This window comes from Microcystis sp. (assembly GCF_048564745.1).
GTDB classification, from domain to species: Bacteria; Cyanobacteriota; Cyanobacteriia; order Cyanobacteriales; family Microcystaceae; genus Microcystis; species Microcystis ichthyoblabe_A.
In genome coordinates, this window is the sequence record NZ_JBLZRT010000101.1 from 26,578 (window position 1) to 50,059 (window position 23,482).

General features: G+C 40.6%; 22 protein-coding genes, 1 tRNA gene and 2 pseudogenes. 12 read left to right on the plus strand and 13 right to left on the minus strand.

Annotation, left to right across the window (positions count from 1 at the left end; genetic code table 11):
* Positions 1 to 342: 342 nt before the first annotated feature.
* Together proA and ACOCD9_RS11900 are read left to right on the plus strand one after the other, a co-directional pair.
* The gene (proA, locus tag ACOCD9_RS11895) at positions 343 to 1,638 is read left to right on the plus strand and encodes a glutamate-5-semialdehyde dehydrogenase (RefSeq protein ID WP_287699890.1); all 1,296 of its coding nucleotides are present in this window, start codon (positions 343 to 345) and stop codon (positions 1,636 to 1,638) included.
* A gap of 15 nt (positions 1,639 to 1,653) precedes the next feature.
* On the plus strand, positions 1,654 to 2,325 hold the full coding sequence (locus ACOCD9_RS11900) for a riboflavin synthase (protein WP_419547559.1): 672 nt from the start codon (positions 1,654 to 1,656) through the stop codon (positions 2,323 to 2,325).
* Positions 2,326 to 2,387: 62 nt separating this feature from the next.
* On the opposite strand, the gene ACOCD9_RS11905 is transcribed toward ACOCD9_RS11900, so the two are convergent.
* Together ACOCD9_RS11905 and ACOCD9_RS11910 are read right to left on the minus strand one after the other, a co-directional pair.
* On the minus strand, positions 2,388 to 2,858 hold the full coding sequence (locus ACOCD9_RS11905) for a PIN domain-containing protein (RefSeq protein WP_287699892.1): 471 nt from the start codon (positions 2,856 to 2,858) through the stop codon (positions 2,388 to 2,390).
* A complete protein-coding gene (locus ACOCD9_RS11910; RefSeq protein ID WP_419547560.1) occupies positions 2,858 to 4,033 on the minus strand; it encodes an ImmA/IrrE family metallo-endopeptidase in 1,176 nt (391 codons plus the stop codon). Before ACOCD9_RS11910 ends, ACOCD9_RS11905 begins: the two co-directional genes overlap by 1 nt.
* 243 nt (positions 4,034 to 4,276) lie before the next feature.
* Between ACOCD9_RS11910 and ahcY the strand changes: the two genes are divergently transcribed.
* The 3 genes from ahcY (at position 4,277) to ACOCD9_RS11925 (ending at position 7,326) form a co-directional block, all read left to right on the plus strand.
* A complete protein-coding gene (gene ahcY, locus ACOCD9_RS11915) occupies positions 4,277 to 5,554 on the plus strand; it encodes an adenosylhomocysteinase (RefSeq protein ID WP_002732258.1) in 1,278 nt (425 codons plus the stop codon).
* Between the two features lie 148 nt (positions 5,555 to 5,702).
* A complete protein-coding gene (locus ACOCD9_RS11920) occupies positions 5,703 to 6,308 on the plus strand; it encodes a DedA family protein (protein WP_045360674.1) in 606 nt (201 codons plus the stop codon).
* Between the two features lie 862 nt (positions 6,309 to 7,170).
* A complete protein-coding gene (locus ACOCD9_RS11925) occupies positions 7,171 to 7,326 on the plus strand; it encodes a hypothetical protein (protein ID WP_287699894.1) in 156 nt (51 codons plus the stop codon).
* A 124-nt stretch (positions 7,327 to 7,450) separates the two neighbouring features.
* Here ACOCD9_RS11925 and ACOCD9_RS11930 read toward each other — a convergent pair whose 3' ends face one another.
* The 3 genes from ACOCD9_RS11930 to ACOCD9_RS11940 form a co-directional block, all read right to left on the minus strand.
* Positions 7,451 to 7,960, minus strand: coding sequence for a tetratricopeptide repeat protein (locus ACOCD9_RS11930; protein ID WP_287699895.1), 510 nt, complete (start codon positions 7,958 to 7,960; stop codon positions 7,451 to 7,453).
* A 108-nt stretch (positions 7,961 to 8,068) separates the two neighbouring features.
* Positions 8,069 to 8,581, minus strand: coding sequence for a hypothetical protein (locus ACOCD9_RS11935; RefSeq protein WP_287699896.1), 513 nt, complete (start codon positions 8,579 to 8,581; stop codon positions 8,069 to 8,071).
* 245 nt (positions 8,582 to 8,826) lie between these two features.
* Positions 8,827 to 9,312: an allophycocyanin subunit alpha-B gene (locus tag ACOCD9_RS11940; RefSeq protein ID WP_002738559.1), complete on the minus strand. Its 486-nt coding sequence runs from the start codon at positions 9,310 to 9,312 to the stop codon at positions 8,827 to 8,829.
* A 232-nt stretch (positions 9,313 to 9,544) separates the two neighbouring features.
* On the opposite strand from ACOCD9_RS11940, the gene ACOCD9_RS11945 reads away from it, so the two are divergent.
* Positions 9,545 to 10,330: a slipin family protein gene (locus ACOCD9_RS11945; protein ID WP_419547562.1), complete on the plus strand. Its 786-nt coding sequence runs from the start codon at positions 9,545 to 9,547 to the stop codon at positions 10,328 to 10,330.
* A gap of 182 nt (positions 10,331 to 10,512) precedes the next feature.
* Here ACOCD9_RS11945 and gorA read toward each other — a convergent pair whose 3' ends face one another.
* Positions 10,513 to 11,865: a glutathione-disulfide reductase gene (gene gorA, locus ACOCD9_RS11950; RefSeq protein WP_419547563.1), complete on the minus strand. Its 1,353-nt coding sequence runs from the start codon at positions 11,863 to 11,865 to the stop codon at positions 10,513 to 10,515.
* Positions 11,866 to 12,177: 312 nt separating this feature from the next.
* On the opposite strand from gorA, the gene dacB reads away from it, so the two are divergent.
* Both dacB and glgA read left to right on the plus strand, forming a co-directional pair.
* Positions 12,178 to 13,602 (plus strand): D-alanyl-D-alanine carboxypeptidase/D-alanyl-D-alanine-endopeptidase, encoded by a 1,425-nt coding sequence (gene dacB / locus ACOCD9_RS11955; protein ID WP_419547565.1) that lies wholly within the window; start codon positions 12,178 to 12,180, stop codon positions 13,600 to 13,602.
* Positions 13,603 to 13,835: 233 nt separating this feature from the next.
* Entirely contained in the window at positions 13,836 to 15,314 is a 1,479-nt protein-coding gene (glgA, locus tag ACOCD9_RS11960) for a glycogen synthase GlgA (protein WP_287699900.1), read from the plus strand.
* 135 nt (positions 15,315 to 15,449) lie between these two features.
* Here the strand turns inward: glgA and ACOCD9_RS11965 are convergent, their stop codons facing one another.
* The 3 genes from ACOCD9_RS11965 to trmB are packed head-to-tail and all read right to left on the minus strand — an operon-like array spanning position 15,450 to position 17,548.
* The gene (locus tag ACOCD9_RS11965) at positions 15,450 to 16,250 is read right to left on the minus strand and encodes a tetratricopeptide repeat protein (RefSeq protein WP_287699901.1); all 801 of its coding nucleotides are present in this window, start codon (positions 16,248 to 16,250) and stop codon (positions 15,450 to 15,452) included.
* A 19-nt stretch (positions 16,251 to 16,269) separates the two neighbouring features.
* The gene (locus ACOCD9_RS11970) at positions 16,270 to 16,878 is read right to left on the minus strand and encodes a hypothetical protein (RefSeq protein WP_002801524.1); all 609 of its coding nucleotides are present in this window, start codon (positions 16,876 to 16,878) and stop codon (positions 16,270 to 16,272) included.
* Positions 16,879 to 16,912: 34 nt separating this feature from the next.
* Entirely contained in the window at positions 16,913 to 17,548 is a 636-nt protein-coding gene (gene trmB, locus ACOCD9_RS11975) for a tRNA (guanosine(46)-N7)-methyltransferase TrmB (RefSeq protein WP_002801525.1), read from the minus strand.
* 66 nt (positions 17,549 to 17,614) lie between these two features.
* Here trmB and ACOCD9_RS11980 point away from each other — a divergent pair, with 66 nt between their 5' ends.
* The 3 genes from ACOCD9_RS11980 (at position 17,615) to petG (ending at position 19,870) form a co-directional block, all read left to right on the plus strand.
* Complete coding sequence (locus ACOCD9_RS11980; RefSeq protein ID WP_287699917.1) at positions 17,615 to 18,703, plus strand: metallophosphoesterase family protein; 1,089 nt, start codon at positions 17,615 to 17,617, stop codon at positions 18,701 to 18,703.
* A gap of 344 nt (positions 18,704 to 19,047) precedes the next feature.
* The gene (locus ACOCD9_RS11985) at positions 19,048 to 19,533 is read left to right on the plus strand and encodes a hypothetical protein (RefSeq protein WP_287699902.1); all 486 of its coding nucleotides are present in this window, start codon (positions 19,048 to 19,050) and stop codon (positions 19,531 to 19,533) included.
* Positions 19,534 to 19,753: 220 nt separating this feature from the next.
* Complete coding sequence (petG, locus tag ACOCD9_RS11990) at positions 19,754 to 19,870, plus strand: cytochrome b6-f complex subunit V (RefSeq protein ID WP_002738052.1); 117 nt, start codon at positions 19,754 to 19,756, stop codon at positions 19,868 to 19,870.
* Positions 19,871 to 20,039: 169 nt separating this feature from the next.
* On the opposite strand, the gene ACOCD9_RS11995 is transcribed toward petG, so the two are convergent.
* A complete protein-coding gene (locus ACOCD9_RS11995) occupies positions 20,040 to 20,591 on the minus strand; it encodes a 1,2-dihydroxy-3-keto-5-methylthiopentene dioxygenase (protein WP_287699903.1) in 552 nt (183 codons plus the stop codon).
* 131 nt (positions 20,592 to 20,722) lie between these two features.
* Here ACOCD9_RS11995 and ACOCD9_RS12000 point away from each other — a divergent pair.
* Positions 20,723 to 20,795, plus strand: a tRNA-Ala gene (locus ACOCD9_RS12000).
* Positions 20,796 to 20,836: 41 nt separating this feature from the next.
* On the opposite strand, the gene ACOCD9_RS12005 is transcribed toward ACOCD9_RS12000, so the two are convergent.
* The 3 genes and pseudogenes from ACOCD9_RS12005 to ACOCD9_RS12015 form a co-directional block, all read right to left on the minus strand.
* The gene (locus tag ACOCD9_RS12005; protein ID WP_419547568.1) at positions 20,837 to 23,017 is read right to left on the minus strand and encodes a hypothetical protein; all 2,181 of its coding nucleotides are present in this window, start codon (positions 23,015 to 23,017) and stop codon (positions 20,837 to 20,839) included.
* A gap of 23 nt (positions 23,018 to 23,040) precedes the next feature.
* A pseudogene (locus ACOCD9_RS12010) lies at positions 23,041 to 23,340 on the minus strand (3-beta hydroxysteroid dehydrogenase); the annotation flags it as partial.
* A 39-nt stretch (positions 23,341 to 23,379) separates the two neighbouring features.
* Positions 23,380 to 23,482, minus strand: a pseudogene (locus ACOCD9_RS12015) (IS200/IS605 family transposase); the annotation flags it as partial.

Consider the following 23,482-nt stretch of genomic DNA (forward strand, 5'->3'; position numbering starts at 1 on the left):
AACTATAATGTCTCTACAGGTCTAGGAAGAAAAATCACTAATTTCGGCTATTTTTTCTAGTTAACTAGATTTATGATGATCATGACAAAAGTTGATAACCTTCAATAAACCTCTTGCCTAATTAATTTTTGAGGGTTCAAAACCAGCAAAAATAAGGATTAAATTGCCTAAAATCTGTAAATAGACCATTTAATTGATTATTATTGATTCTTAATTCTCCTAGCTACTGAATCCTAAACCTAACAACAATTTTTGATTTTTACAATGAGGTGTAATGACCCTGAAACTTGATCAAAAATAAGATAAAATAAACAAGATAGCGGTTATTACTTTTAATTTTCTATGGTTACAACTTCTCTATCCCTCCCCGAAATCGCCAGAGAAACCCGTCAAGCGAGTCGTCAACTGGCTATCCTGACTAACGAAGAAAGGAATGAAGCTTTAGAGGCTATTGCTGAGGCTTTAACTGCCAATGCCGATAAGATACTAGAAGCTAATATCGCCGATGTTCAAACTGCCAAAGCGATGCAATTATCTCCGGCTTTATGTGCGCGATTAGAGTTAAGTCTTGGCAAATTAAAAGCCGCCATTGCTGGGGTGCGAGATGTGGCTAAATTAGCAGATCCTTTAGCTACTATGCAAATTAATCGGGAATTAGATCAAGGTTTAACTCTTCGGAGAATAACCTGTCCTTTAGGGGTTTTAGGGGTTATTTTTGAAGCTCGTCCCGATGCTTTAATTCAAATTACCAGTTTAGCGATTAAATCTGGTAATGGCGTTATTTTAAAAGGGGGGAAAGAGGCGCTCCGTTCTTGTCAAGCTTTAGTAACAATTATTCATCAGGCATTGAGTCAAACTAAAGTTAATCCAGCAGCGGTACGATTATTAACAACACGAGAAGAAATTCAGGAACTCTTAAAACTTGATCAATACATCGATTTAATAATTCCTAGAGGTTCTAACGAATTTGTGCGTTATATCCAAAATAATACCCGCATTCCTGTCCTCGGTCATGCCGATGGTATCTGTCATCTCTACATCGACAAAGAAGCCGATTTAAGCAAAGCAATTAGAATTACCGTCGATGGCAAAACCCAATATCCTGCCGCTTGTAATACCATTGAAACTTTATTGGTTCATCAAGACATCGCTAGACAATTTTTACCCGCAGTGGCACAGGCATTAGAGGAAAAAAAGGTTAAATTATTAGGAGATGAAGCAACTCGTCAGATGATTAACGTGCCATCGGCCACAGAAGAAGACTGGCAAACCGAATATAGTGATTTAATTCTGTCAATTAAAATTGTCGATAGTCTAGAATCGGCAATCGAACATATTAATTATTACGGTTCTCGACACACGGAAGCCATTGTCAGCGAAAATTTTAACACGGCCAAAACCTTTAGCGATCGAGTTGATGCCGCCGGAGTTTTTCATAATTGTTCCACGCGATTTGCCGATGGTTTCCGTTACGGTTTTGGGGCCGAAGTGGGTATCAGTACCCAAAAAATGCCTCCCCGGGGTCCTGTGGGATTAGAGGGATTAGTGACCTACAAATATCAATTAGTGGGAGATGGTCATATTGTCGCCGATTATTCTGGGGAAAATGCCCAATCTTTCACTCATAAAGATTTATAGTCGAGAAAAAAGCCGATGTTTACAGGATTAATTCAAGCCTTGGGAAAAATTCGGGTCGTGGATACTGATAGACTATATTTGTCTGTATCCTCTGATACAATTATTCAAGATTTAATGATTGGTGATAGTGTGGCTGTGGATGGAGTTTGTTTGACAGTCGAGGAAATTCTCCCAGAGGGTTTTGTGGCCACCGCTTCCCCAGAAACCCTACAGCGCACTACTTTGGGACGAAGGATTAAAACAGAAACCAGCGTTAACCTAGAAACCTCTCTGCGGGTGGGTAGTAAAATCGGCGGTCATTTTGTCACCGGTCATGTGGATGGTATTGGCTGTTTAGTCGAATCGATAATCGTGGCTAATTCGTGGGAAATGACCTTTGCTGCCCCTAGTTCCCTAGAAGAGCAGTGGAATAACTACATAGCTCGTTATATCGTCGGTAAGGGCAGTATAGCTGTTAATGGCATTAGTTTAACCGTGGCCGATTGTGATGCCTACGGTAGCTGGTTTAAAGTGGCTGTCATCCCCCACACCTACGCCGAAACCAATCTTTCCCATTTAAAATTAGGCGATTGGGTGAATCTAGAAGGGGATATTTTAGGCAAATATGTGGAAAAATTGTTAGGAATGCGCTCTTATCACCCTCCTACCGAGATTAGCCTAGAATTTCTGGCTGAACACGGTTATTAGTTTTCCAGAAAAAGCCTTTTCAACATATAAATTTATTGGCAATTTATCCATTAATTTTAGTTTTAAAATTGCCAACCTTCCCGCTCCATTAAACCCTGAACATTGGTACAATCGATAGAAAAGTGTTGACAGACTGTGGGAATTTTGGCAGCATTAGGCTTCAAGGCTTCTTCGGTAATTACGCAACCGTCTTTTATCTTGGCACAGGCAATAATAAATGGGTCAGCCACTGGTTTTCCTTGTAATCTTGCTTTTTCACTCACTAAATCCCTAAAGTTTCTTATAGAAAAAATTTCAGGAATAAATAGGGTTTCCTGAGCAGTGGGTGGTAAAAATATTTGTTTATTGAAGTCTATCCAATCTAAAACAAATTGTTTATTATTGCCATATTCTACTTCTTTAAGCACTTCGCGTACTGATTGTAGTTTACCTTCTGACACAATCAAATCGATTTTTTGCCAAACGGTAGGAAAACTTTTGGGAAAATAGTTTCCTAAAACCTTAAAACTACTTGTGTCAAAAATGTAAACCATCAAAACAGTCCTTTGTCTAATAAATATTGTTCAATTTTTTCCACCGTAGCAACTTTTTTAATGTTTAGATAATCAGCAACACGCTCGATATCGTATTGACCTTGATAGTATTTATTGAACACCAGTTTTAGGTAATTTTCTCCCAAATATTTCGCCTGATTAGCATAGGGATTACCGCCAGATTTTTTATTTTTGTCCTGACTTTTTCCCACCTGCTCACTGTACCACTCCCTTACTTTAAGAGTATATTCTTTCTGGGAGATTAAGTTATTATCTAATAGTTTTCGTAAAACTACTTCTCGACTAACCTTATAATCACTGGAAATTTTCGAGATAATTTTATCGTTAACTATTGTTTCTCTAATTATCTCAGAAAAGACATGATTAGGAAGCAAAAACTCCGCAGCAAATTTATTACAAAATATCTCGATACTTTTATTTGCTCCCTGCAAACTATTAATATATCTATCGTCAGACTTAGTAATTCCATTAGTCTGCAAAAGAATATGTGCTAATTCATGAAAAATGGTAAATATTTGTCTAGATTTTTCCGTGCTATTATTAAGATAGATGATCGGAAATTCAATATCTATCAAGCAAAATCCCGAAATTTCTCGCTGCTTAAAAGAACGCTTAAAAATAAAAATACCGGCTTCTTCCACGGCACTCCGCCATTTTTTTAAGGCAGTTTCCTGATCATTCCAGGTCAGTTGTTCTTCTAGAGTAACGTTTAAATAATTTCTTATCTGTTCGGCTAATATCCTTAAATCATCACTAGAGCTAACCGAAATATCCTGAAAGATTTTCTTGGTACTAGGATTAATACCATTATTAATTTCCTGTAGCGACAATTGCATCACTTTTGCTTGTCGTAAAGCATAGATAGTATCGGCGGCCAGGTTTTCGATTTCAAAGTCTGGCAAAGTTCTAAATTCTTGTTTTTCCTCCGCTTCTAGGGGAGGTTCTGGGAAAAAGAATAAAGCGAGAGGACGTTTATATATTTCTGCTAACTTTTCCAATTGACTATAGGTAGGAAAGTCCTCTCCTGACTCCCATTTCTCGATAACAGAAACATCTTTTTTAAACTTGACCGCCACAGACTCAAGAGAATATCTCGCCCTTTCTCTTGCCCATTGGATTATCTTGGGATTAACGCCTGTCAGTTTCTCGCCCATCGGTTTATCTTATCATCACGAGATAGAGATTTCTAGCTTAATTTAGCTTGTGTGATAGTTTAATTGTACTAAATAATCGGTCAGAATAGAGACAATATACTGAGTTCTGGATAGGTCAGTGAGGAATTGATAACTTTTTCCTATATAAAAAACCAGCCGAAAGCTTGACATTAGCCAAAATCCCCAGACAATGTTAAGTTAAATTAACCAATAGCCGAGGCTTGTATTTAAGGAAAACCCCTTATGGTAGCAACACCAGTTCAACAGAAATACGACATTAAAGATATTAGTTTAGCCCCCATCGGCAAACAACGTATCGAATGGGCCGGTCGGGAAATGCCAGTTTTGCGTCAATTAGCCGAACGTTACGCCATCGAAAAACCCTTTGCTGGACTGCGTTTAGTCGCTTGCTGTCACGTTACCACCGAAACCGCTAATTTGGCGATCGCACTAAAAGCCGGTGGCGCTGATGCGTTACTAATTGCCAGCAATCCCCTTTCCACCCAGGATGATGTGGCCGCTTGTTTAGTCGCTGATTACGGCATCCCCGTTTATGCAATCAAAGGGGAAGATAACGACACCTATCACCGTCACGTTCAAATCGCCCTCGATCATAAACCCCAGATTATCATCGATGATGGTTGTGATGTAGTGGCCACCCTAGTTAAAGAAAGAAGTCACCAATTACCCGACATTATCGGTACTACCGAAGAAACTACCACCGGTATCGTCCGTTTGCAAGCCATGCTCAAAGCTGGGGTGTTATCCTTCCCCGCAATGAACGTTAACGACGCAGAAACCAAGCATTTCTTTGATAATCGCTACGGTACAGGTCAATCTACCCTTGATGGTATCATTCGCGCCACCAATATCCTCCTTGCCGGTAAAACCGTGGTTGTGGCTGGTTATGGTTGGTGTGGTAAAGGTGTCGCTATGCGGGCCAAAGGTTTAGGCTCTAATGTAATTGTCACCGAAATTAACGCCGTGCGCGCCATTGAAGCGGCGATGGACGGTTTCCGGGTTATGCCCATGGATGAAGCCGCTAAAGAAGGCGATATCTTCATCACTGTCACTGGTAACAAGCACGTTATCCGGGCTGAACATTTTGACCTGATGAAAGATGGGGCGATTGTTTCCAACTCCGGTCACTTTGATATTGAAATCGACCTGCAAGCTTTAGGCGCAAAAGCCGATAATGTTAAGGAAGTTCGCAACTTTACCCAACAATATAGGCTAAAGAGTGGTAAATCCGTCGTTGTTATCGGTGAAGGTCGCCTAGTTAACCTGGCAGCCGCTGAAGGTCATCCTAGTGCCGTTATGGATATGAGTTTCGCTAACCAAGCGATCGGTGTAGAATACTTGGTTAAAAATCAAGGTAAATTGGCCCCCGGCATCTACTCAATTCCCTACGAATTAGACCAAGAAATCGCCCGCTTGAAACTGCAAGCCATGGGGATTGAAATCGATACCCTCACCGAAGCCCAATTAGAATATATCAACTCCTGGACTTCCGGAACCTAATATCAGTTATCAGTTATCAGTTATCAGTTATCAGTTATCAGTTGTCAGTTGTCAGTTGTCAGTTATCAGGAGATTGCTTTTATTTATTCTTGCCACTCCCCCACTCCCTTTTTTTACTTTAAAACTGTTTTCTAAATCCTAAAAAATTATGACTGAATGGATTACAAATACAATGACTTCTATGGGCTATTTAGGCATAGCCCTATTAATGTTTTTAGAGAATCTTTTTCCGCCCATTCCCTCGGAATTAATTATGCCCCTGGCGGGTTTTACCGTCCATGAGGGACAAATGGAATTTATTCCGGCAGTGGTAGCGGGGATTGTCGGAACCGTAGTCGGAGCGCTACCTTGGTATTATCTGGGTCGGGTTGTGGATGAGGAAAAAATCGAAAAACTAGCCGATAAATACGGCAAATGGATTACCGTTTCCGCTAAAGATATTCAAAAAGCAAATCAATGGTTTAACCGTCACGGTAGTAAAGCGGTTTTACTCTGTCGTTTGGTCCCCGGAGTACGAACTTTGATTTCCCTTCCCGCCGGGATGAATCACATGGCGATGATTCCCTTTTTAGTTTACTCCACCATCGGCACGACCCTCTGGGTCGTTTTTTTAACGGCAGCAGGTTACTTTTTAGGGAAGAATTACCCCCTTGTGGAAGAATATCTGGCTCCTGTGTCAAAAATAGCCCTACTGGCCCTCGTTATCTGGTTTATCCTCTGGATTATCCGCAAACGTAACCGCCGGTATGAGTAAGTTTTGATCATAGGTGTTGAGTTACGACGGATTGTCACCTTCGAGTCAAAGCAGCAATTTTTGCCGTCTAACGCGCCCTAAGTTTTACTACTGACAACGCTGCAGCAAAGGTATAGTCATTTCAGATAAGTCTGATACAGTCTAGACCAGTTAAACCCTTATGAAATCTGGCATTGATATTCTCAATCTTAATTGAAATGACTATATCTTGCCAGAAGGGAAGTATCACTGACTTGCACATTCACCAACACAGCAATGGACTGACTCTCACAGCGACATACAAAGGTCATAAAGAGCATCTCGATCTTGATCTACGGCAGACAGTTGAGGATTTTGGAGAAACTTTGGACTATTTCTACAAGAAGCTTCAACAGAAATGGGGCTAGATGTCCACCACCTGAGTTATAATCTTTCATAATTGACAGGGTGGGCTATGCCTACTCTGTTTTGTTGAAACTTTTAGCACTCTAGTTGACAATAAAGGTAAAGATCGTAAGAGCTACCTTAGACAAAAATAATTACTTTTTCAAAAAAACACTTTTCTATTTTTTTGTTGGTTATTTTATTCTCTGGAAGTCCCTTACCAACTACAAATCAAGGAGTACAGCATGATAAAAAAATTGACGCAAACCAAACGTAAGGATTCAGGTGTCTCAAATGCAGTCACAGAGCGGCTTCTAAAATCTCAGAACTCGCTAAACTAACAGTTTCATTCTCAATAAGCACGAAAATTAAGGCTTTCAGCGTTTCTTAATGAGAATGAGGATTTATCCATAATTCGCCTAAATGCTTACACAGCATGGGTTTGACTGCTTTTTGTATGACCTGAATCCTTACAACCAAACTAACCTACACTCTCGCTGTGGGAGCCGCTAGTCTCGGATTAGTCGCTGGTTTAGGACTTGTCGGCTCTGGTGCAGCCAACGCTGCCACTCTAACTTATAGCTTTACCAACCCCAAGCAAAATACCGAAATCAGTCAAACTAATACGCTGAGAAAAAGGGTTTTGTCGGTCTAGAGTGTATCAGACTTATCTGAAATGACTATAACTTTGATAACTTTAGGCGAAGAGTCCTCTTAAATTGGCATTTTGCTACTAATCGATCCTACTAAGTCTAGGAGAGCCATTAATTCTTTTTTCATTACTTTTTAGGTGCTGGGGTTTGCTGTTTGGAAGCTGCCGCAATCGCTTGATTTAAACGAGTTAATTCTTCTTTAAACTTCGGTTCTTGGGGATAATTTTTGACTAATTTTTCTAGGAGACTTTTCGCTCCAGAAACGTCTTGAGTTTGTAATCTTGTTCCATAAAGAACCAGCATAACTTCCAGATTGTTGGGATATTTTTGATATAACTTTTCTAAAGGTTCTCTGGCTCCGCTAAAATCTTTTAACTGTAGGCGAGCTTGGGCTAGTCCTTGCAAAGCAGTGGGATTATCTGGTTCACGTTCAAGAATTTTCTCGTAACCTTTGACCATTTCTTGTAATTTTTCGGGGGAAATAGTTGCCTCTTGCCCGGGTTGATTGCCTTGGGGGGAATTAGAATTATTATTTTTAAATAAACCTAAAGTTGGCACCACCATTAAAGCCAGAAATACTAAACCAGAGGAAACAATTAAGACTCGTTTGAGCGTATCGTTATTTTTTTTGGGCATACTTTTTAAAGATTAGAGATAAGCAATTTTGTAGGGTGCGTGTTTGCGGCGATAACCTTGGAATGAAAAACCAAAATTAGTAATCCGCACCCCACGCACCAGATAAGATTAATCAGTAGTAACTTGATGTAATTCGTGACCCCAAAGATTATAAGCCCAAATTCCCAAGCCAAAACTACCTAAGCAGAGGATGGTGATCATCAGGAAAACTTGCCACCTATTGTAACCCGCTTCCTGAAGTTCTAGACGACCGAGGATAGCAGCAGCTAACAGAATTAAAGCTCGAGTAAATACCGCCCACTTGTGGAAGATAAAGACTACCGCCAAGGACCAGCCAAGAATTGATAATACAGCGCTAATATCATTTTTAAACCAACTGCGGAAAAATAGCGGCATTAAGTTACTAAACAGAGTTAATCCTAGGGCAATTAAGAGGATAACCCCTACCGCAAGGATATAGATGATGATTTCTAGCCATTCGCTAGTGAGAGTCCAATTCATTTCATCACCGCGGGCAAGTAACCAATCACTCCATGATAAACGCTCATGGGCGATCGACCAGCCAAACAGCCCATAGACCGATGGTATTAGAAAAGTAAGTAGTATAATGCGCCAAAACATAATCAGTTATCAGTTATCAGTTATCAGTTTTGAGTATTAAGTGAGCAGTATGTATTAAGTGAGCCTGATCAAATGCCAGTTTACTACTGTCTTTTCACTGATTACTGTTTACTGCTTACTGATCACTGTTTACTGGACGGCTACGCCGTGCCTTTGGCAACACTGAAAAAAGTCAAGCCTGAACCCTGAAAGAGGGGAAAATTGCCCCTTTTCAGACTTCAGGCCTCTGGGACTGTCCCGATCGCTTAGGACATATACTGGATGATAAAGTCGAAGTAGGGGGCTGCTGCCACGGCATCTTCTTGAGTCAAAAGACCTAAAGCGGCCTCTTTGAGACAACGAATCGCCTCCACCATGCCGGGGACGGGAACATTAAGAGAGTTATACATCTCTTTGACCCCGATCAGGCCGGTTTGTTCGATCGGACCCTTATCTCCGGCTAATACCCCATAGGTAACTAGACGGAGATACCAACCATAATCGCGCAAGCATTGATTATATTGACGCTGACCGTAGGCATTACCCCCCGGCGCTCTATAATCGGGACGTTTCTTGAACAGTTGTTTTTGAGCCTGATCGACGATTTTTTTCTCATTTTCAGCGAGAGTCTCGGCAATGCGAATTCTCTGCTCACCGGTTTTTAAAAATTGCCCGATACCCTGTAGTTCACCACTACTAGGATAACGAAGTTCGTCGTCGGCTTTGAGGATGACTTGGCTAACTACGCTCATAATATCAAGGTAAATTCTGATAACATTCTGTAGTTTATCTCAGGTCGGGGTCTGGAAGTCGAGTCATCCCTGCTGGGTGGGCAATTCCTAAAAATTGTAATATTTCGTTATGAGTTTCCCCGACAGCCCGGTTACTCTCTAGAATGAATGTATTAGTGGTCAGGAGCGAGGAGATTGTAATTGAGATGTCACCGCACACTGATTAACTTGAACCCGATAAGTGGTAATTAATATGGAATTTCTAGCACCCTTGCTGTTGATAGCGGGCATTCTGGGGTTAAATGGCTTTAAAATCGATCGAGAATACCAGCGTGGTGTTATCTTTCGCCTAGGTCGTTATCAAGACACCAAAGGCCCCGGACTGTACTGGATCATTCCCCTAGTTGACCAAAAAATGCAGCTGGATATTCGCACCAAAACCGTCGATATCGCCCCGCAAGAAACTGTCACCGCCGATAATGTCACAATTAAGGTTAATGCGGTTCTCTACTATCGTATTATCGACCCTAGCAAAGCGATTAATAAAGTCGAATCCTATCCCGCGGCCGTTTATCAAGCGGCCATGACCACTTTAAGAAATGTCGTCGGTCAAAATCATCTTGATGATGTCTTGCAAAAACGAGACAAAATTAATCAAGCGGTTCAACAAATTGTCGATGAAATTAGCGAACCTTGGGGCATCGATATCGAACGGGTGGAGATGAAAGATGTGGAAATTCCCACTGGTATGCAGCGAGCTATGGCCAAGGAAGCGGAAGCATTGCGAGAAAAACGGGCCCGTTTGATTAAAGCTGCCGCAGAACAGGAAGCTTCGCTAAAATTAGCGGAAGCTTCCCGATTAATCATGGAAAATCCCGCCGCTTTGGAATTACGCCGCCTACAAATGTTAACGGAAATTGGAGCGGAAAATAACACCAGTACCGTGATTATGCTTCCCTCTGATATCTTAAATCTTGCTCAAAAATTAACCGAAAAATCATCACAAAATGGCTCAGTTGTCAATAGCCAAAAAGGTTAATTTTCTCTGGTGTGTTAGGTTGTTTTAAGTAAGTGGTTATAATTAAGAAGATAGATTTTGTCTTTGATCCCCCCTTAATCCCCCCTTAATAAGGGGGGTGCCGATAGGCGGGGGGATCCCCCCTTAATAAGGGGGGTGTCTGACAATTTTTAACACCTATCTAACACACCTAAAATTGTTAATTAACGCATGGTGACGAATTCCTCGGCAGCACTGGGATGAATGCCGACAGTGGCATCAAAATCGGCTTTTGTCGCCCCCATTTTTACGGCAATGGCTACTCCTTGAATAATTTCGGCGGCGTGATCTCCCACCATGTGCGCCCCGAGAATTTTACCACTTTCCTGATGAACAACTAATTTCATCAAAGTTTTGTCCTCTCGGCCTGGTAAAACATTGTAACCAGGGCGGAATTTAGACCGATAAACTTTAATCTCCGTGTCACCATATTGTTTTTTTGCTTGCAATTCTGTTAATCCCACCGTCGCCGCTTCAGGAGTAGAAAATACTGCCGAAGGAACATTTTCATAACTCATTAACCGGGGTTTATTACCAAAGACTGTATCGGCAAAAGCTCGCCCCTCATTAATCGCCACGGGAGTTAAATTAATTTTATCGGTACAATCGCCCACGGCATAGATATTATCTTCGCTGGTTTGGCTATACTCGTTGACGACAATTGCCCCGTTTTTGACCTCAACATTGACATTCTCTAAGCCCAATTTTTCCAGCTTAGGAATTCTTCCCGTAGCGGCTAATCCTAGGGCATCAACAAAGAGCATTTCTGAGGTTTCTTTCCCCTGAATATGTACTTTTAAACCCTCAGCAGTTTTCTCGATCGAAGTGGGGAAAGTTTCGGGCATAATTTTAATTCCCTGACGGATCATTTCCCCTTGAATCTCATCGCGGATATCCTCATCAAACCCTCTTAAAATCTTGTCTTTACGGATTAACTGCACCACTTCTGTCCCCAATCCGTGCATAATACCAGCAAATTCTACCCCAATATATCCTGCCCCTAAAACTATAATTCTTTTCGGTTGTTCTGGCAGTTGAAACATGGCATCAGAAACTACTGTATGTTCGATCCCCGGAATATCGGGTTTAACGGGATGTCCCCCCACGGCAATTAAAATTTTATCGGCAGTAATTTTCTCCTCTCCCACCTCGAGGGTATGGGTATCAATAAACTTGGCATAATTAGGAAAAAGCGTCACTTGAGAATTATCGAGCATCTTTTGATAAATGCCATTTAAACGGATAGTTTCCTGATTAAGCGCGCTAATTAATTTTTGCCAATTTAACTGACTCTCTACCGGACTCCAACCGTAACCTTCCGCATCCTTAAATAGTTGGGGAAAACGACTAGAATAAACCATTAATTTTTTAGGAATACAACCGCGATTAACACAGGTTCCTCCCAAACGATCGTATTCTGCTAATCCCACTTTTGCCCCGTATTCGGCTGCCCGTCTAGCGGTGGCAATACCACCAGAACCACCACCAATCACGAATAAATCAAAATCATAACTCATAAAAATATCCTCGCGAATAAATAGAAATTTGACGGAATCAAAAAACTTTCTGGGCAAAAAGGGGAGCGAATATCTCGGATCAATCCCTAACTGAATCTATCGAGTAACTAGCACAATATAGTCACTAATGCTGCTAAATTAGAGTCAATTTATTTACTAAGTAGCTGGTTATAATTAAATTAAAAATGGATTTTAGGTTCGATCCCCCCTACCCCCCTTGATAAGGGGGGTGCCGATAGGCGGGGGGATCCCCCTTAATAAGGGGGGCATCTGATAATTTTTAACGCCTACCTACTGCCAAGATTTAATTCTATGCTAACACGCCGCTCGAAATTATCTTTTCTCTTGGGGACTTGTTCCCTATTTCTCTGGGTAAACCATCCCGTCACCCTCGCAACCCCCATCAGTCAAGACAATTCCCCCCCTTCCGAGTTTATCTGTCCAGCAGACTTAGCCCCCAGGATCGATCGCATTTTCGCCCGCCCCGATTATCAAGGCGCTTATTGGGGAATTTTAGTAAAATCCCTCAATTCTCAGGAAAATCTCTATAGTCTCCACGAAAATAACTTTTTTACTCCCGCTTCTACTGCGAAATTATTAACCACTGCCGCCGCTTTCAGCAAATTTAACCGCGATTATCGTCTGAAAACCCCCATTTTAGCCCAAGGCAACCCCCCCGATTTAGAGACTTTAACCTTAGTCGGGAGGGGAGATGCAACCATAACCACAGAAAAGTTAGAAAAATTAGCAGAAAAGTTAAAAGAACGGGGAATTAACTCAATTTCTCGCTTAATTGTCGTTGCTAGTCCTTTTGTCGTCTCCGATAGTCAAAAAACTTGGGAATGGGAAGATGTCTTTTTTGACTATGCTGTACCCGCTTCTAGCTTGGTTTTAAACGAAAATTCCGTCACTTTAAAGCTTTTACCGCGACAATTGGGGCAAAGCTTAGATTTACAATGGTCTGATCCCATTGCCGCTAAACAATGGCTAATTGAGAATCAAACCAGCACGGCAGCGCCAGGAAGCCCGAATACTCTGGCAATTAGGGGCAATTTAGCCAATAATCGCCTGATTATCACTGGTTCTCTGGCTATTGATAGTCAAGATGATTTTAATTTAGCTATTCCCCAACCCTCGGAATATTTCCTGGCTCGCTGGCGTAATATCCTTGAAAAAGCGGGAATTACCGTTAAAAATGCAGAAATTAGCTCACAAATTCGCGGTTATGAGATCACAAATTTAGAATCAGAAACTTTAGCATATTTGGTGGAAAAAGTCAATAAAAATAGCGATAATTTACTAGCCGAAACCCTACTACAAATGCTCGGCGGTGTCTCAGGATTGCAAGAAACTTTAACAAAACTGGGAATTAACAGCGATAGTTATAAAATCGGCGATGGTTCGGGGCTATCACGACAAAACCTGATTAAACCCAATACTTTAGGTCAAATCTTACAACTAATGGCAGAAAACCCTGATTATCGTCGTTCTTTAGCTATTGGCGGCATTGATGGCACTTTAACCAATAGATTTCGCCAGACTCCCCTAGAAGGACGATTACAGGCAAAAACTGGGACATTAACCGGAGTTATCGCCCTCGCCGGTTATCTAGAAACCGCCGACAATCAACCCCTAATCTTTAGCATAACCGTCAATAACAGCGATAAACCCGCCAATACCCTCAGAAACGGCATCGATGAGGTGATTTTGCTCCTAGGACAGCTAAAACGCTGTTAATCTTTAGGAGGCAAAAGGCAAAAGGCAAAAGGCAAAAGGCAAAAGGCAAAAGGCAAAAGGCAAAAGGCAAAAGGCAAAAGGCAAAAGGCAAAAGGCAGCTTTGTTCTCCCCAACACCCCAACTTCCCCAACCCGCAACTAATTCGATCGAGCCATTTAATCACAGAAGACTGTATACTTTTGTAAAAATTGCTTCTAGCTGACCTGTAGATTAATCGACGGAGTTATTGATATATGTATATAGTTCAGGTTGCCTCTGAGTGCGCCCCGGTGATTAAAGCTGGGGGATTGGGGGATGTGGTCTATGGATTGAGTCGAGAATTAGAAATTCGCGGTCATTGCGTGGAGCTAATCCTACCCATGTATGATTGTATGCGCTACGACCAAATTTGGGGCTTACACGAGGCTTATCGCGACCTGTGGGTGCCTTGGTACGGTGGGGCAATTCACTGTAATGTTTTTTGTGGTTGGGTACACGGGCGCTTGTGTTTCTTTATTCAACCCAATTCGGGGGATAATTTCTTTAATCGCGGCACTTACTACGGCTGTAAAGACGATAATATGCGTTTTGCCTTCTTCTCTAAAGCCGCTTTAGAATTTTTGCTCAGAAGTAATAAACGTCCCGATATAATTCATTGTCATGACTGGCAAACCGGTTTAATTCCGCCCTTACTTTTTGAAATTTATAAATATCATGGTATGGGCAATCAGCGCGTTCTTTACACCATCCATAACTTTAAACACCAAGGATTTGGAGGTGCAGAAATTCTCTGGGCAACAGGATTAAATAACGATCCTTACTACTTCAGCTATGCCCGACTGCGCGATAACTTCAATCCTTTTGTGATTAATTTTATGAAAGGTGGCATCGTTTTTGCCAACTATTTCAATACCGTCTCGCCCCACCATGCTTGGGAAGCACACCACACCGATGTTAGTTATGGTTTAGGTCATACAATTCACCAGCATCAACACAAATTTACTGGCATTCTCAACGGTTTAGATTACAATATCTGGAACCCGGAAGTGGATAAATTTATTCCTGCACCCTACGGTGTTGATAGCTTCTCCGAGAAGGCACGCAATAAGAAGGCACTGCGAGAAAGACTCTGGTTAAGAGATGAAGCAGAAAAACCCTTAATTTGTTATGTCGGTCGTTTAGATGACCAAAAAGGCGTACATTTAGTTCACCATGCCATGTATTATGCCTTAGCTCGCGGGGCGCAATTTGTCCTACTAGGTTCCGCCACCGAATCGTTAATTAATAACTGGTTCTGGCATGAGAAAAATCACCTAAATAATAACCCTGATGTCCATATTGAATTGGGCTTTAATGAGGAATTATCTCACCTCATTTATGCGGGGGCTGATATGATTGTGGTTCCCAGTAATTTTGAACCCTGCGGACTGACACAAGTAATCAGCTTAAAATACGGAACCGTTCCCATCGTCCGGGGAGTTGGTGGTTTAGTTAATACGGTTTTTGATCGCGATTATGATACCTATCACCAACCGGAAGAACGCAATGGTTTTGTCTTTTTTGATCCCGATAATAATGCCCTCGAATCAGCCATGTCCCGAGCATTAGAATTGTGGTACACTCAACCAGAAGAATTCCAAAAATTAGCGATTCAAGGCATGGAATGCGATTACTCTTGGAATGGTCCCGGGGAAGAATACGTTGCCCTCTATGAAATGATTCGCCACAAATAAACTGTCTTGTCTCTAGCAATTCCCTGGCAATTATCAACAGAAATTCGAGGAATAGATTTGTTGAAATTACTGGGGAATTGCTTTAGTTCTGACCGATTCCTAACCGCACCAACAAACTTTTTCATCAAACCCTACTTAGTAGAGCAGAAATGTTAACTTTGCTTGGTATTCTTGGGTGAGGGGATGACTAACTCCCAAAATCTGAAATATGGCTAACATGGCTTTTCTTGCCCCATCCTGACGATATTTTCTACTTTCTCCCACCAGGCTGATCAGTTTATCTAAAGCAGCGGCATAATCTTCTTTTAAAGCGAAATTAATCCCAGTAAAAAATATCGGATCGAGGGGATTATTTTCTGGTTTTAACTGTTGAAATTCTAGGAGAGTTTTCCAACCTTTGATAACAGGATTTTCCTCTTTAATAGCACTGATTAATCGATAGGCATCTGACCATTTTTCCAGACGCATGAGAAATTTTACCGCCATAATAACTAATCGCGGTTCGTTGGGATATTTAGGGAAAAGACGATCAAATAATTGTTTAGCTGCGGGCAAATTATCGAGGGCGATCGCTTCTTTGATTTCTGCTAATCCTGTTTCTAATTCCGATTGTAAATCGAGACGGGAAAATAAGTCTCTAATTTGTTCTTCTGGCAAAGCACCGACAAAACAGGGTAACACTTCTCCCTTGCTGACAATTCGCACATCTGGAACTCCTTCTACATCGTATTGTTCGGCTAATTCGGGACTTTTATCTATATCTATTTTTGCCAGGATAAAATTATATTCACTTGCCAGTTTTTCCAGCATCGGTTTTACCAATTTACAGGGTCCACACCACAGGGCATAAAAGTCTAAAATCACTGTATTTAGATAGGACTTCTCGATCACTTCACTGTCAAAATTTGTCCCATCTACATCGATAGAATATCCCATCTATTTCTCCTCTAATAAATTATTTTTCAGCTAGTTTTGTCTCACTTATCTCTTTTACCCAAAGGGCTAATCCTCCCCCTCGTCCCCGGGCTGCTATCATTGTTTCTGTGATCAGAAAATAGGCAAAAAATGCCTGTTTTTTGATACTTTCCTGATAAAAATTCGCTTCACTTACCTGGCCATTTCTAATAAAACCAGAATAGAGAGAGCGATTAAATAGGGTTAGGTTGAGCCTGGTGAAATCAAAGGCGAGAAGACGGGTTTTAGGAAAAAACTTAACCGGACCGCTTACGGATAGTTTTACTGCCCCTAAAACTATCTGATTGCTGACGCTTCCAGAGATAAATTCTCCCGGTTCTAAACTCTCATTTCTTTGGTAAGAGATGGTAATTTTTAACCAGGATGGTAGATAGCGACCCTTACCTAAAACGATTCCCGCTCTCTTTTTCGCTTTTTGAGTTCCCGTGATAAAGTATAATCGCCAAGTACCGACTAAAGCCTCAAAAGTAAGATTTTCTTTAGTTTTTTTATTGTTTTTTTCTTTGCTTAAGAGAAATTCCAGCAATTGAGAGACAGGGGGGCGATTATTATCCTCAAGTATTAGGGGTGAGTCGAGATTTCTAACCATGATTTCAGACAGTGCCAAGATATTTTAACTGAAGCTACCGAACTCGAAAAAGCGAGCGATAAACCGGTTGACCCTTATTATAAGTGGACTTTTCCCTCTCCGTCGGTACGGGGAAAATATTTTCCGCTAACCAGGGGGTTTGATGTTGCCGAACAAAATGGGGATGTGCTTGAAATCTCTCGGTCATTTCCAGGGCGATCGATTCCACATCCGACTGTAAAAAAACCCAGCCCCCAGCTACCATATACTTAGCCAAAGCTATTACTAATTCTGGCTGCACAACCCGACGCTTACTGTGACGCTGTTTAAACCAAGGATCGGGAAATTGAATCGACACCCAAAATAACTTATCTGCGGGCAAAGATTGCAGTAAAATTTCTGGGGCAACATTCATATTGCCAAAAACAAAAGCGAGATTACTTAATCCTAACCTTTCCCGTTCCTGATTGGCTTCAATTACCAAAGGTTGACGAATTTCAATCCCCAAAAAATTAATTTCTGGCTCTACTTGGGCCATTTGTAACAAAAATTTACCCCGCGCACAACCAATGTCAAGATGGAGAGGTTGCGTCATATCCTGATAAACTTGATTCCAATCGGGGGGAGCGATCGGATGGCGATATTTATGACTTAAGGGATTGACGTGCTGACGAACGCGAACTTTAGCCAAAGATATTTTCTCCTCTATTTCTCCTCGATCGATCTAGTTTACCGATATTTAGCCCAATTGAATGCGATGAATTTCCGTTTCGCCATTCTCAGCGATCCTCATATCGCTTTACCCACAACCATTTTAAACCATTCTAATCGCTTTCATCTGGTGGAAGTGAGTATTCCCGCTTTAAAAATTGTTTTAGACCATCTCATCACCCTTAACCTCGATTTTCTGCTGATTGCTGGCGATTTAACCCAAGATGGTGAACCAGAAAATCATCGTTGGTTAGCCGATTGTTTAGCCACTTTACCCTTCCCCGTCTATGTGGTGCCGGGTAATCATGATGTTTTGAGTTTAACCGCAACAGAAAACCAGATCGGTTTAGGAGATTTTCCCTTTTATTATCAACAATTTGGTTACAGCGATCCAGAACAAATATACTACCAAAAAGAAATTTTACCCGGAGTGCAATTAATCGGTCTTAATTCTAATCAATTCGATGATCAAGGTAAACAAATTGGCAGTTTAGATGCAGAACAATTGCATTGGTTAAAACAGATTTTACCATCGCTAAAAAACGATCTGGTTATGGTGATGATCCATCATAACGTTATCGAGCATTTACCCGGACAAAGCAATCATGAATTAGGTAAACGCTATATGTTGGCTAATGCGGTAGAACTGCTCGATATACTAGAGGAAAACGGCGTAAAATTGTTGATTACTGGCCATCTCCATGTGCAGGATCTGGCTTTTGCCAGAGGTATCTATGAAATTACCACCGGTTCTCTCGTCAGTTATCCCCATCCCTACCGGGTGCTAGAATATTCCGAAAACACGGTTGAATTAGCCATAGAATCCTTTCATCTGCAAAATATACCCGGATGGGAGAATTTACCCGCTATTTCTCGGCAATGGTTAGGCGATCGCTCTTATCCTTTTATGATGCGTTTGTTAACCTGCCATCCCCTCAATCTTCCCATGAGTCTAGCGGAGGAATTAGCCCCGAAATTACGAAATTTTTGGGCAGATGTGGCCAAAGGTGACACAATCTTCGATTTTAGCGATTTTCCGCCCCTAGCACGCCGTTATTTTTACGCTTTCAGTGCCATCGATCCCCTCGGTAATCCTCATTTTATCGACAATCAAGCTGTAATTAGGGTTTGCTGAAAAAGCTTTTCCTAGGGGCAGGGTGTGGGGTGTGGGGTGTGGGGTGTGGGGTTTTACCGATTTTCAGGTGGTCAATTACCTAATTTTCAGGGAAAAAGTCCAGGAATTTTCCCCCTAATCACTCCAAAGGTCGGCACTTTTTGAGGGAAAACAAGTCTAAAAGTCTTATACAACAAGGTTTTTAGATTTATTCAGCAAGCCGTAATTAGTTTCAAGCATCAGTTCAGTTATCGGCGATCAAACTTGCTGGTAGAGTTCAGAGAATAGCTGCAACAAATAATTAACTATAGCTTATAGTTATGGTACGCGGCCGCTATCTTGGCAGAAAATGTCAAAAAAAATCAATGGAAGCAATTAAAAAGGAATTGAAAAAAATCGGTTCTCTTGCCCTGTTTTTTTTCTTGGCTTTCGGTTATATTCTTCTGATCATGAAATTATTTCTGGAAGAGTATTCGATTACCACCTACGTTTTGGGTAAAGCGATCTTAGGAGCGATCCTTGCGGCAAAAACCGTGGCCATTCTCGACGCAGCCATGAAGCTAGAATGGTTAGAAAATCGTCCCCGTTACGTTAGCGTTCTATATCGAACCTTTGTTTATACCCTAGCAGCACTGATTCTCGGCTCGATCGAGGGTTTTCTGGAAGCTTATCTGGGAACGCGGGTAATTTCGCAGGCAATGGCCAAATTTTGGCAAAGGGAAAGTTTCTCTCAAATCCTTGCGGTTACTCTCTGTCTCGCAGTGGTTTTTTGTCTCCACAATCTCTGGCAAGAAATCGATCGCTATTGGGGTAAAGGCAAATTGAGAAAATTTTTTCTCGGTCGCTCCTAGAGTACAGCAGTTATCTTAATGGTGAGATAGGAAGTTTTCCTTTTGGGATTTTTCCCACTTGCCACACCCCTAAGGGAAAATTTTTGATTTTTGCAGGGGATCTGATATTAACCAATTTTCCGCGATCGCCCTATCTACCTGCTGTCCGCCCTATCTTTCGCGGGCAACCCCTGCTAGGATAAAATACGGGTGAAAAATTGCTAATCCAAGGAGTACAGACGTGATTGAACCTTTAGTGCTAGGGATTGTCCTAGGCTTAATTCCCATTACCCTAGCGGGTTTGTTCGTTGCCGCCTATTTACAGTACAAACGGGGCAATCAATTCGGCTTAGACTAAATCTATCACGCCAATCCCCCGAATTGAGAAAATCTCCCGTCAAGCTAGGCACTAGACGGGAGATTTTCCACAGGACAAATTTGCCGCTTAACAGATTGTGGCTGCCGGCGTTGCCATCCCCGCAAAACTTATCTGTCTTATTGGGAAAGCGATCGCCTAAAACCAAGAGCTACACGACTGTTAAACTAGGAAAACGAATAACGGTTTCCGTGTATTCGGGAACCCATCCGGCGGTAGTGGTGAAGTAACGCACTGCTTTAACTCGTTTACTGGCAGTGAGGTGAAACCAGTGTTCGCTATGGGCAGGAACATTGATATATTCTTGAGGTTGAATAGTTAATTCCCCCTGAGAACCATCGGGAAAGACAAAGCCAAAAACCCCCTCCCCATCAATGATATAACGCACCTCATCGTCAGCGTGGGTGTGACAGCGCTCGAATTTGGCCAGTAAAGTGTCGAGATTGGGAATTTCAGGGTGTAAAACGATTAAATCTCTAGCTTGATAACCCGCTTCTTGCTTTAGTTGCTCAAAATAACCGTCTAAGCTGGTTAAAACTATTTCTTTTTCTTCGTCAGTCAGAGAAGCTTGTTTAAGTAGCTGACGAGTGGCTTCGTTTTCGATCGGCCAATAGTTTAAAGTAACATTTAATTTGGCCAATTCCAGACTAATATCGGCTAACTGGGTATAGGTTGTCCCATTCTCTAAGCGTAGTATCGCCATTGGTTATCATCCTCAAGATTACTTTTTTCATTTTAAAGTTTTCCAGAGGCAAGCCGCTCGATTTTTTGCCCCTCGATCCCTTGCCAGTTACTAGGATTTTCTGCTCAAAAATGCTATTATGGTTTATATCTGGGGAATTAGCTCAGTTGGTAGAGCGCTGCGATCGCACCGCAGAGGTCAGGGATTCGAGTTCCCTATTCTCCATTTGCCAGAGATATTAACCGCTTTTTAAGGTTCAAGAAAGATTATGAACCGGCGTCAACTTCCCAAAAAGGTGTTACTTTTATTTCTGGGGAGAATAGCAGAGGATTACTGACAGAAAAGCTAAAAGACTTAACTTGTGGTGGTAATTTTCCTTGAAAAAATGCCATTAATTCCTGATCATTTCTTGGTAGGTGACTAAGGATAACTCCATTAGCTGAATTGTCTTGAACAAAGCGAAAATTGGCTTGAGTTCCATCGAGATAATTAACGTTAATTATCACAGGAGGGATTCTAAATATTTTTTTGATTATTTTACCCAACCAAGAATATTCAAATTTAACTTGAACACGAGTAATCCCACTATTACGAGTAGGTAATTCATAGACTTGATCCCAAGTAACATTAGTAGTCTCTCCTAGAGGGGTTGGACTGCAACGACTGATATTTCGTTTTTCTAGAAGATAAAAGTTGGTTTTGATTGCGGGGACGGGGAAGGGCGAATTTACCGAGTCAAGTTGATAATTACAAACCACATAGGAAAAGGCTTTAGGTTCATCAAAAAAAGGATGTCTGTCATCAATAGATTGAAAGTGATAAATCAGATAATCTCTGGGAGATTGAGATAAGCTTTGATAATTTAGTTCATCCAGTTTTTCTGTATAAGCAGAATAGGATTGAATAATCGGCCTCGGTTTCCAATTAAGCTGATTGCCCGGAATAAGTGAAAATTCCCAGGGAATTATATCAATAGTTTTGCCTTGCACTTTTTCCAGCACAGAATCGGGAAGTTTTAGTCTATTATTTAACTTAACTAAATTTTCGCTCGTAATCCTTTGAACCTCTGCTTGAAATTTATTGTTATCGAGCAATAAAACAACAATATTTATGTTATTGGCTACTTTTGCAGGATTGAGTTTACTAAATTGATAATTTCTAAGAGTTGAAATAGCGATACAAGATAGTAATAAAATTAAGTAAATAATGTATAATTTTGGTTTATTCTTAACTGGATTATTGTCAATTTTGATAAAATATAATGAGATGATTAGCAGGACAATAATACAGAACAGCACTACATGAAAATCCTGACGAACAAATCCGTGCTTAAATCCTAAAAATAGGGGAAATAGCAGGGCAGTACTTAGGCTAGTTGAACCACTATTGCACAGACGAAAAAGTAGATTTATTATCACTGCACAACATAATGTTGCGAGGAGAACATTTATATCTCTGATCAAGGATATAAATGCTCTCTTAGAACCTGTAAGACTCATGGCACTGGAATAACCAGAAGAAATTTGCCAAGAATTGAGTATATATTCAGATAAAGAAGGAAAGTTATTTGATGAAAAACTTTGAATTAATAAAGTTGTATAAAACAGATAAAAAACTAGATAAGGTAATAATTTTTTAAAAAATGTTGTCAGCCTTGTTTTACTCAAAATTTTATCAATAACAAAAGCTACTATTCCCGAAATTATAAAATTAACCAATAGTTTTGTTAAAACTGTTATTGATTGCCCAGAATATAAAAAAATACTAGCAACAGAAATAGCGATTAAAGTAAAATTAAACAGGGATTGAATATATTTACTCAAATTCTTTAGTTTTTGTTTTCTATAGGCTAGGTAAAAGCCCGAAAATAAAAAGAGATAAAAAGTACCCGCTATATAAATTCCCAAGGTTAACTTAGTTAAAATAGCCAACCCAGTAAACATACCTACTATAATAGAATTTACCGGTAAATATTTTATAAAAAATTTCTCAAAACTTAAAGCCAGTAAAAATATAGAAAATATTTGATAATCTGTCGTAAATCCTATAGTATTGCCGTAATGAATTCCCAGGACAAATATAAAAATAAAATTAATTAATATCAATATTTTAAGACTATTCGTTTGTAACTTTATTATCCTTAAAATCAATAATCCTAATAGGACAAAATGAACGGCAAATCTGAAAAGTATAATTTGCTTAAAATTGCTATATAAAGCAGCTCCTTGCGTTAAATATCCCAGAGGCCCATAGGTAAAAACTATCTCTTTTCCAAAAACTAACTTTTCCTTGGCTGCTTGACTAATTCCGTAAGACCAAGAAGCATCTAATCCAGGGTTTATTAAGTGTATCGTCGGCAAAAATGCCAAAAACAGGTAAGTCAGAGTTAGACTAATAATTAAATTAAAAACGATTGTTTTTGAAGCAAGTATTTTGGTGATTTGCATAGCCTTATTTCCAGAATTTTTCTTTAAAAAATACCTTTTAATTCCTTCTCGTGATTATAAATCCAATCAAAAATATCTTGGATTAATTTGCTACCATCTCGCTGAGGCTGCCATCCAGTTATAGAACTGATTTTGCGAGAATCAGTGATAAAAATTGGCATATCTCCGGTGCGATTTTCGGGAATTGCCTCAATCATTATACTATTGCCCGTGATTTCTTGACATAGTTTTGTGGTTTCATAAAGGGACAAGGAAAAATTTTGCCCACCCCCCACATTAAAAGTCTGCCCATTGAATTGTTCTAAATTAGCAATCTGAATATCGAATGAACTACCCCGCCGCAAGCGGACGGGGTATCAGAATCAAAATAGACTCAATTGTAGATTTTGGTGTAGCTGCAGGTATTCTTTATCTTGTTCTTTTACATATCTCGCTATCATACCTTCATCCCCATGCTTTCCTACC

Bases quoted from the DNA above. Each gene is read 5' to 3' on its own strand.
- proA (WP_287699890.1), top strand. From the start codon at position 343: ATGGTTACAACTTCTCTATCCCTCCCCGAAATCGCCAGAGAAACCCGT.
- ACOCD9_RS11900 (WP_419547559.1), top strand. From the start codon at position 1,654: ATGTTTACAGGATTAATTCAAGCCTTGGGAAAAATTCGGGTCGTGGAT.
- ACOCD9_RS11905 (WP_287699892.1), bottom strand. From the start codon at position 2,858: ATGGTTTACATTTTTGACACAAGTAGTTTTAAGGTTTTAGGAAACTAT.
- ACOCD9_RS11910 (WP_419547560.1), bottom strand. From the start codon at position 4,033: ATGGGCGAGAAACTGACAGGCGTTAATCCCAAGATAATCCAATGGGCA.
- ahcY (WP_002732258.1), top strand. From the start codon at position 4,277: ATGGTAGCAACACCAGTTCAACAGAAATACGACATTAAAGATATTAGT.
- ACOCD9_RS11920 (WP_045360674.1), top strand. From the start codon at position 5,703: ATGACTGAATGGATTACAAATACAATGACTTCTATGGGCTATTTAGGC.
- ACOCD9_RS11930 (WP_287699895.1), bottom strand. From the start codon at position 7,960: ATGCCCAAAAAAAATAACGATACGCTCAAACGAGTCTTAATTGTTTCC.
- ACOCD9_RS11935 (WP_287699896.1), bottom strand. From the start codon at position 8,581: ATGTTTTGGCGCATTATACTACTTACTTTTCTAATACCATCGGTCTAT.
- ACOCD9_RS11940 (WP_002738559.1), bottom strand. From the start codon at position 9,312: ATGAGCGTAGTTAGCCAAGTCATCCTCAAAGCCGACGACGAACTTCGT.
- ACOCD9_RS11945 (WP_419547562.1), top strand. From the start codon at position 9,545: ATGGAATTTCTAGCACCCTTGCTGTTGATAGCGGGCATTCTGGGGTTA.
- gorA (WP_419547563.1), bottom strand. From the start codon at position 11,865: ATGAGTTATGATTTTGATTTATTCGTGATTGGTGGTGGTTCTGGTGGT.
- dacB (WP_419547565.1), top strand. From the start codon at position 12,178: ATGCTAACACGCCGCTCGAAATTATCTTTTCTCTTGGGGACTTGTTCC.
- glgA (WP_287699900.1), top strand. From the start codon at position 13,836: ATGTATATAGTTCAGGTTGCCTCTGAGTGCGCCCCGGTGATTAAAGCT.
- ACOCD9_RS11965 (WP_287699901.1), bottom strand. From the start codon at position 16,250: ATGGGATATTCTATCGATGTAGATGGGACAAATTTTGACAGTGAAGTG.
- ACOCD9_RS11970 (WP_002801524.1), bottom strand. From the start codon at position 16,878: ATGGTTAGAAATCTCGACTCACCCCTAATACTTGAGGATAATAATCGC.
- ACOCD9_RS11980 (WP_287699917.1), top strand. From the start codon at position 17,615: ATGAATTTCCGTTTCGCCATTCTCAGCGATCCTCATATCGCTTTACCC.
- ACOCD9_RS11985 (WP_287699902.1), top strand. From the start codon at position 19,048: ATGGAAGCAATTAAAAAGGAATTGAAAAAAATCGGTTCTCTTGCCCTG.
- ACOCD9_RS11995 (WP_287699903.1), bottom strand. From the start codon at position 20,591: ATGGCGATACTACGCTTAGAGAATGGGACAACCTATACCCAGTTAGCC.
- ACOCD9_RS12005 (WP_419547568.1), bottom strand. From the start codon at position 23,017: ATGCAAATCACCAAAATACTTGCTTCAAAAACAATCGTTTTTAATTTA.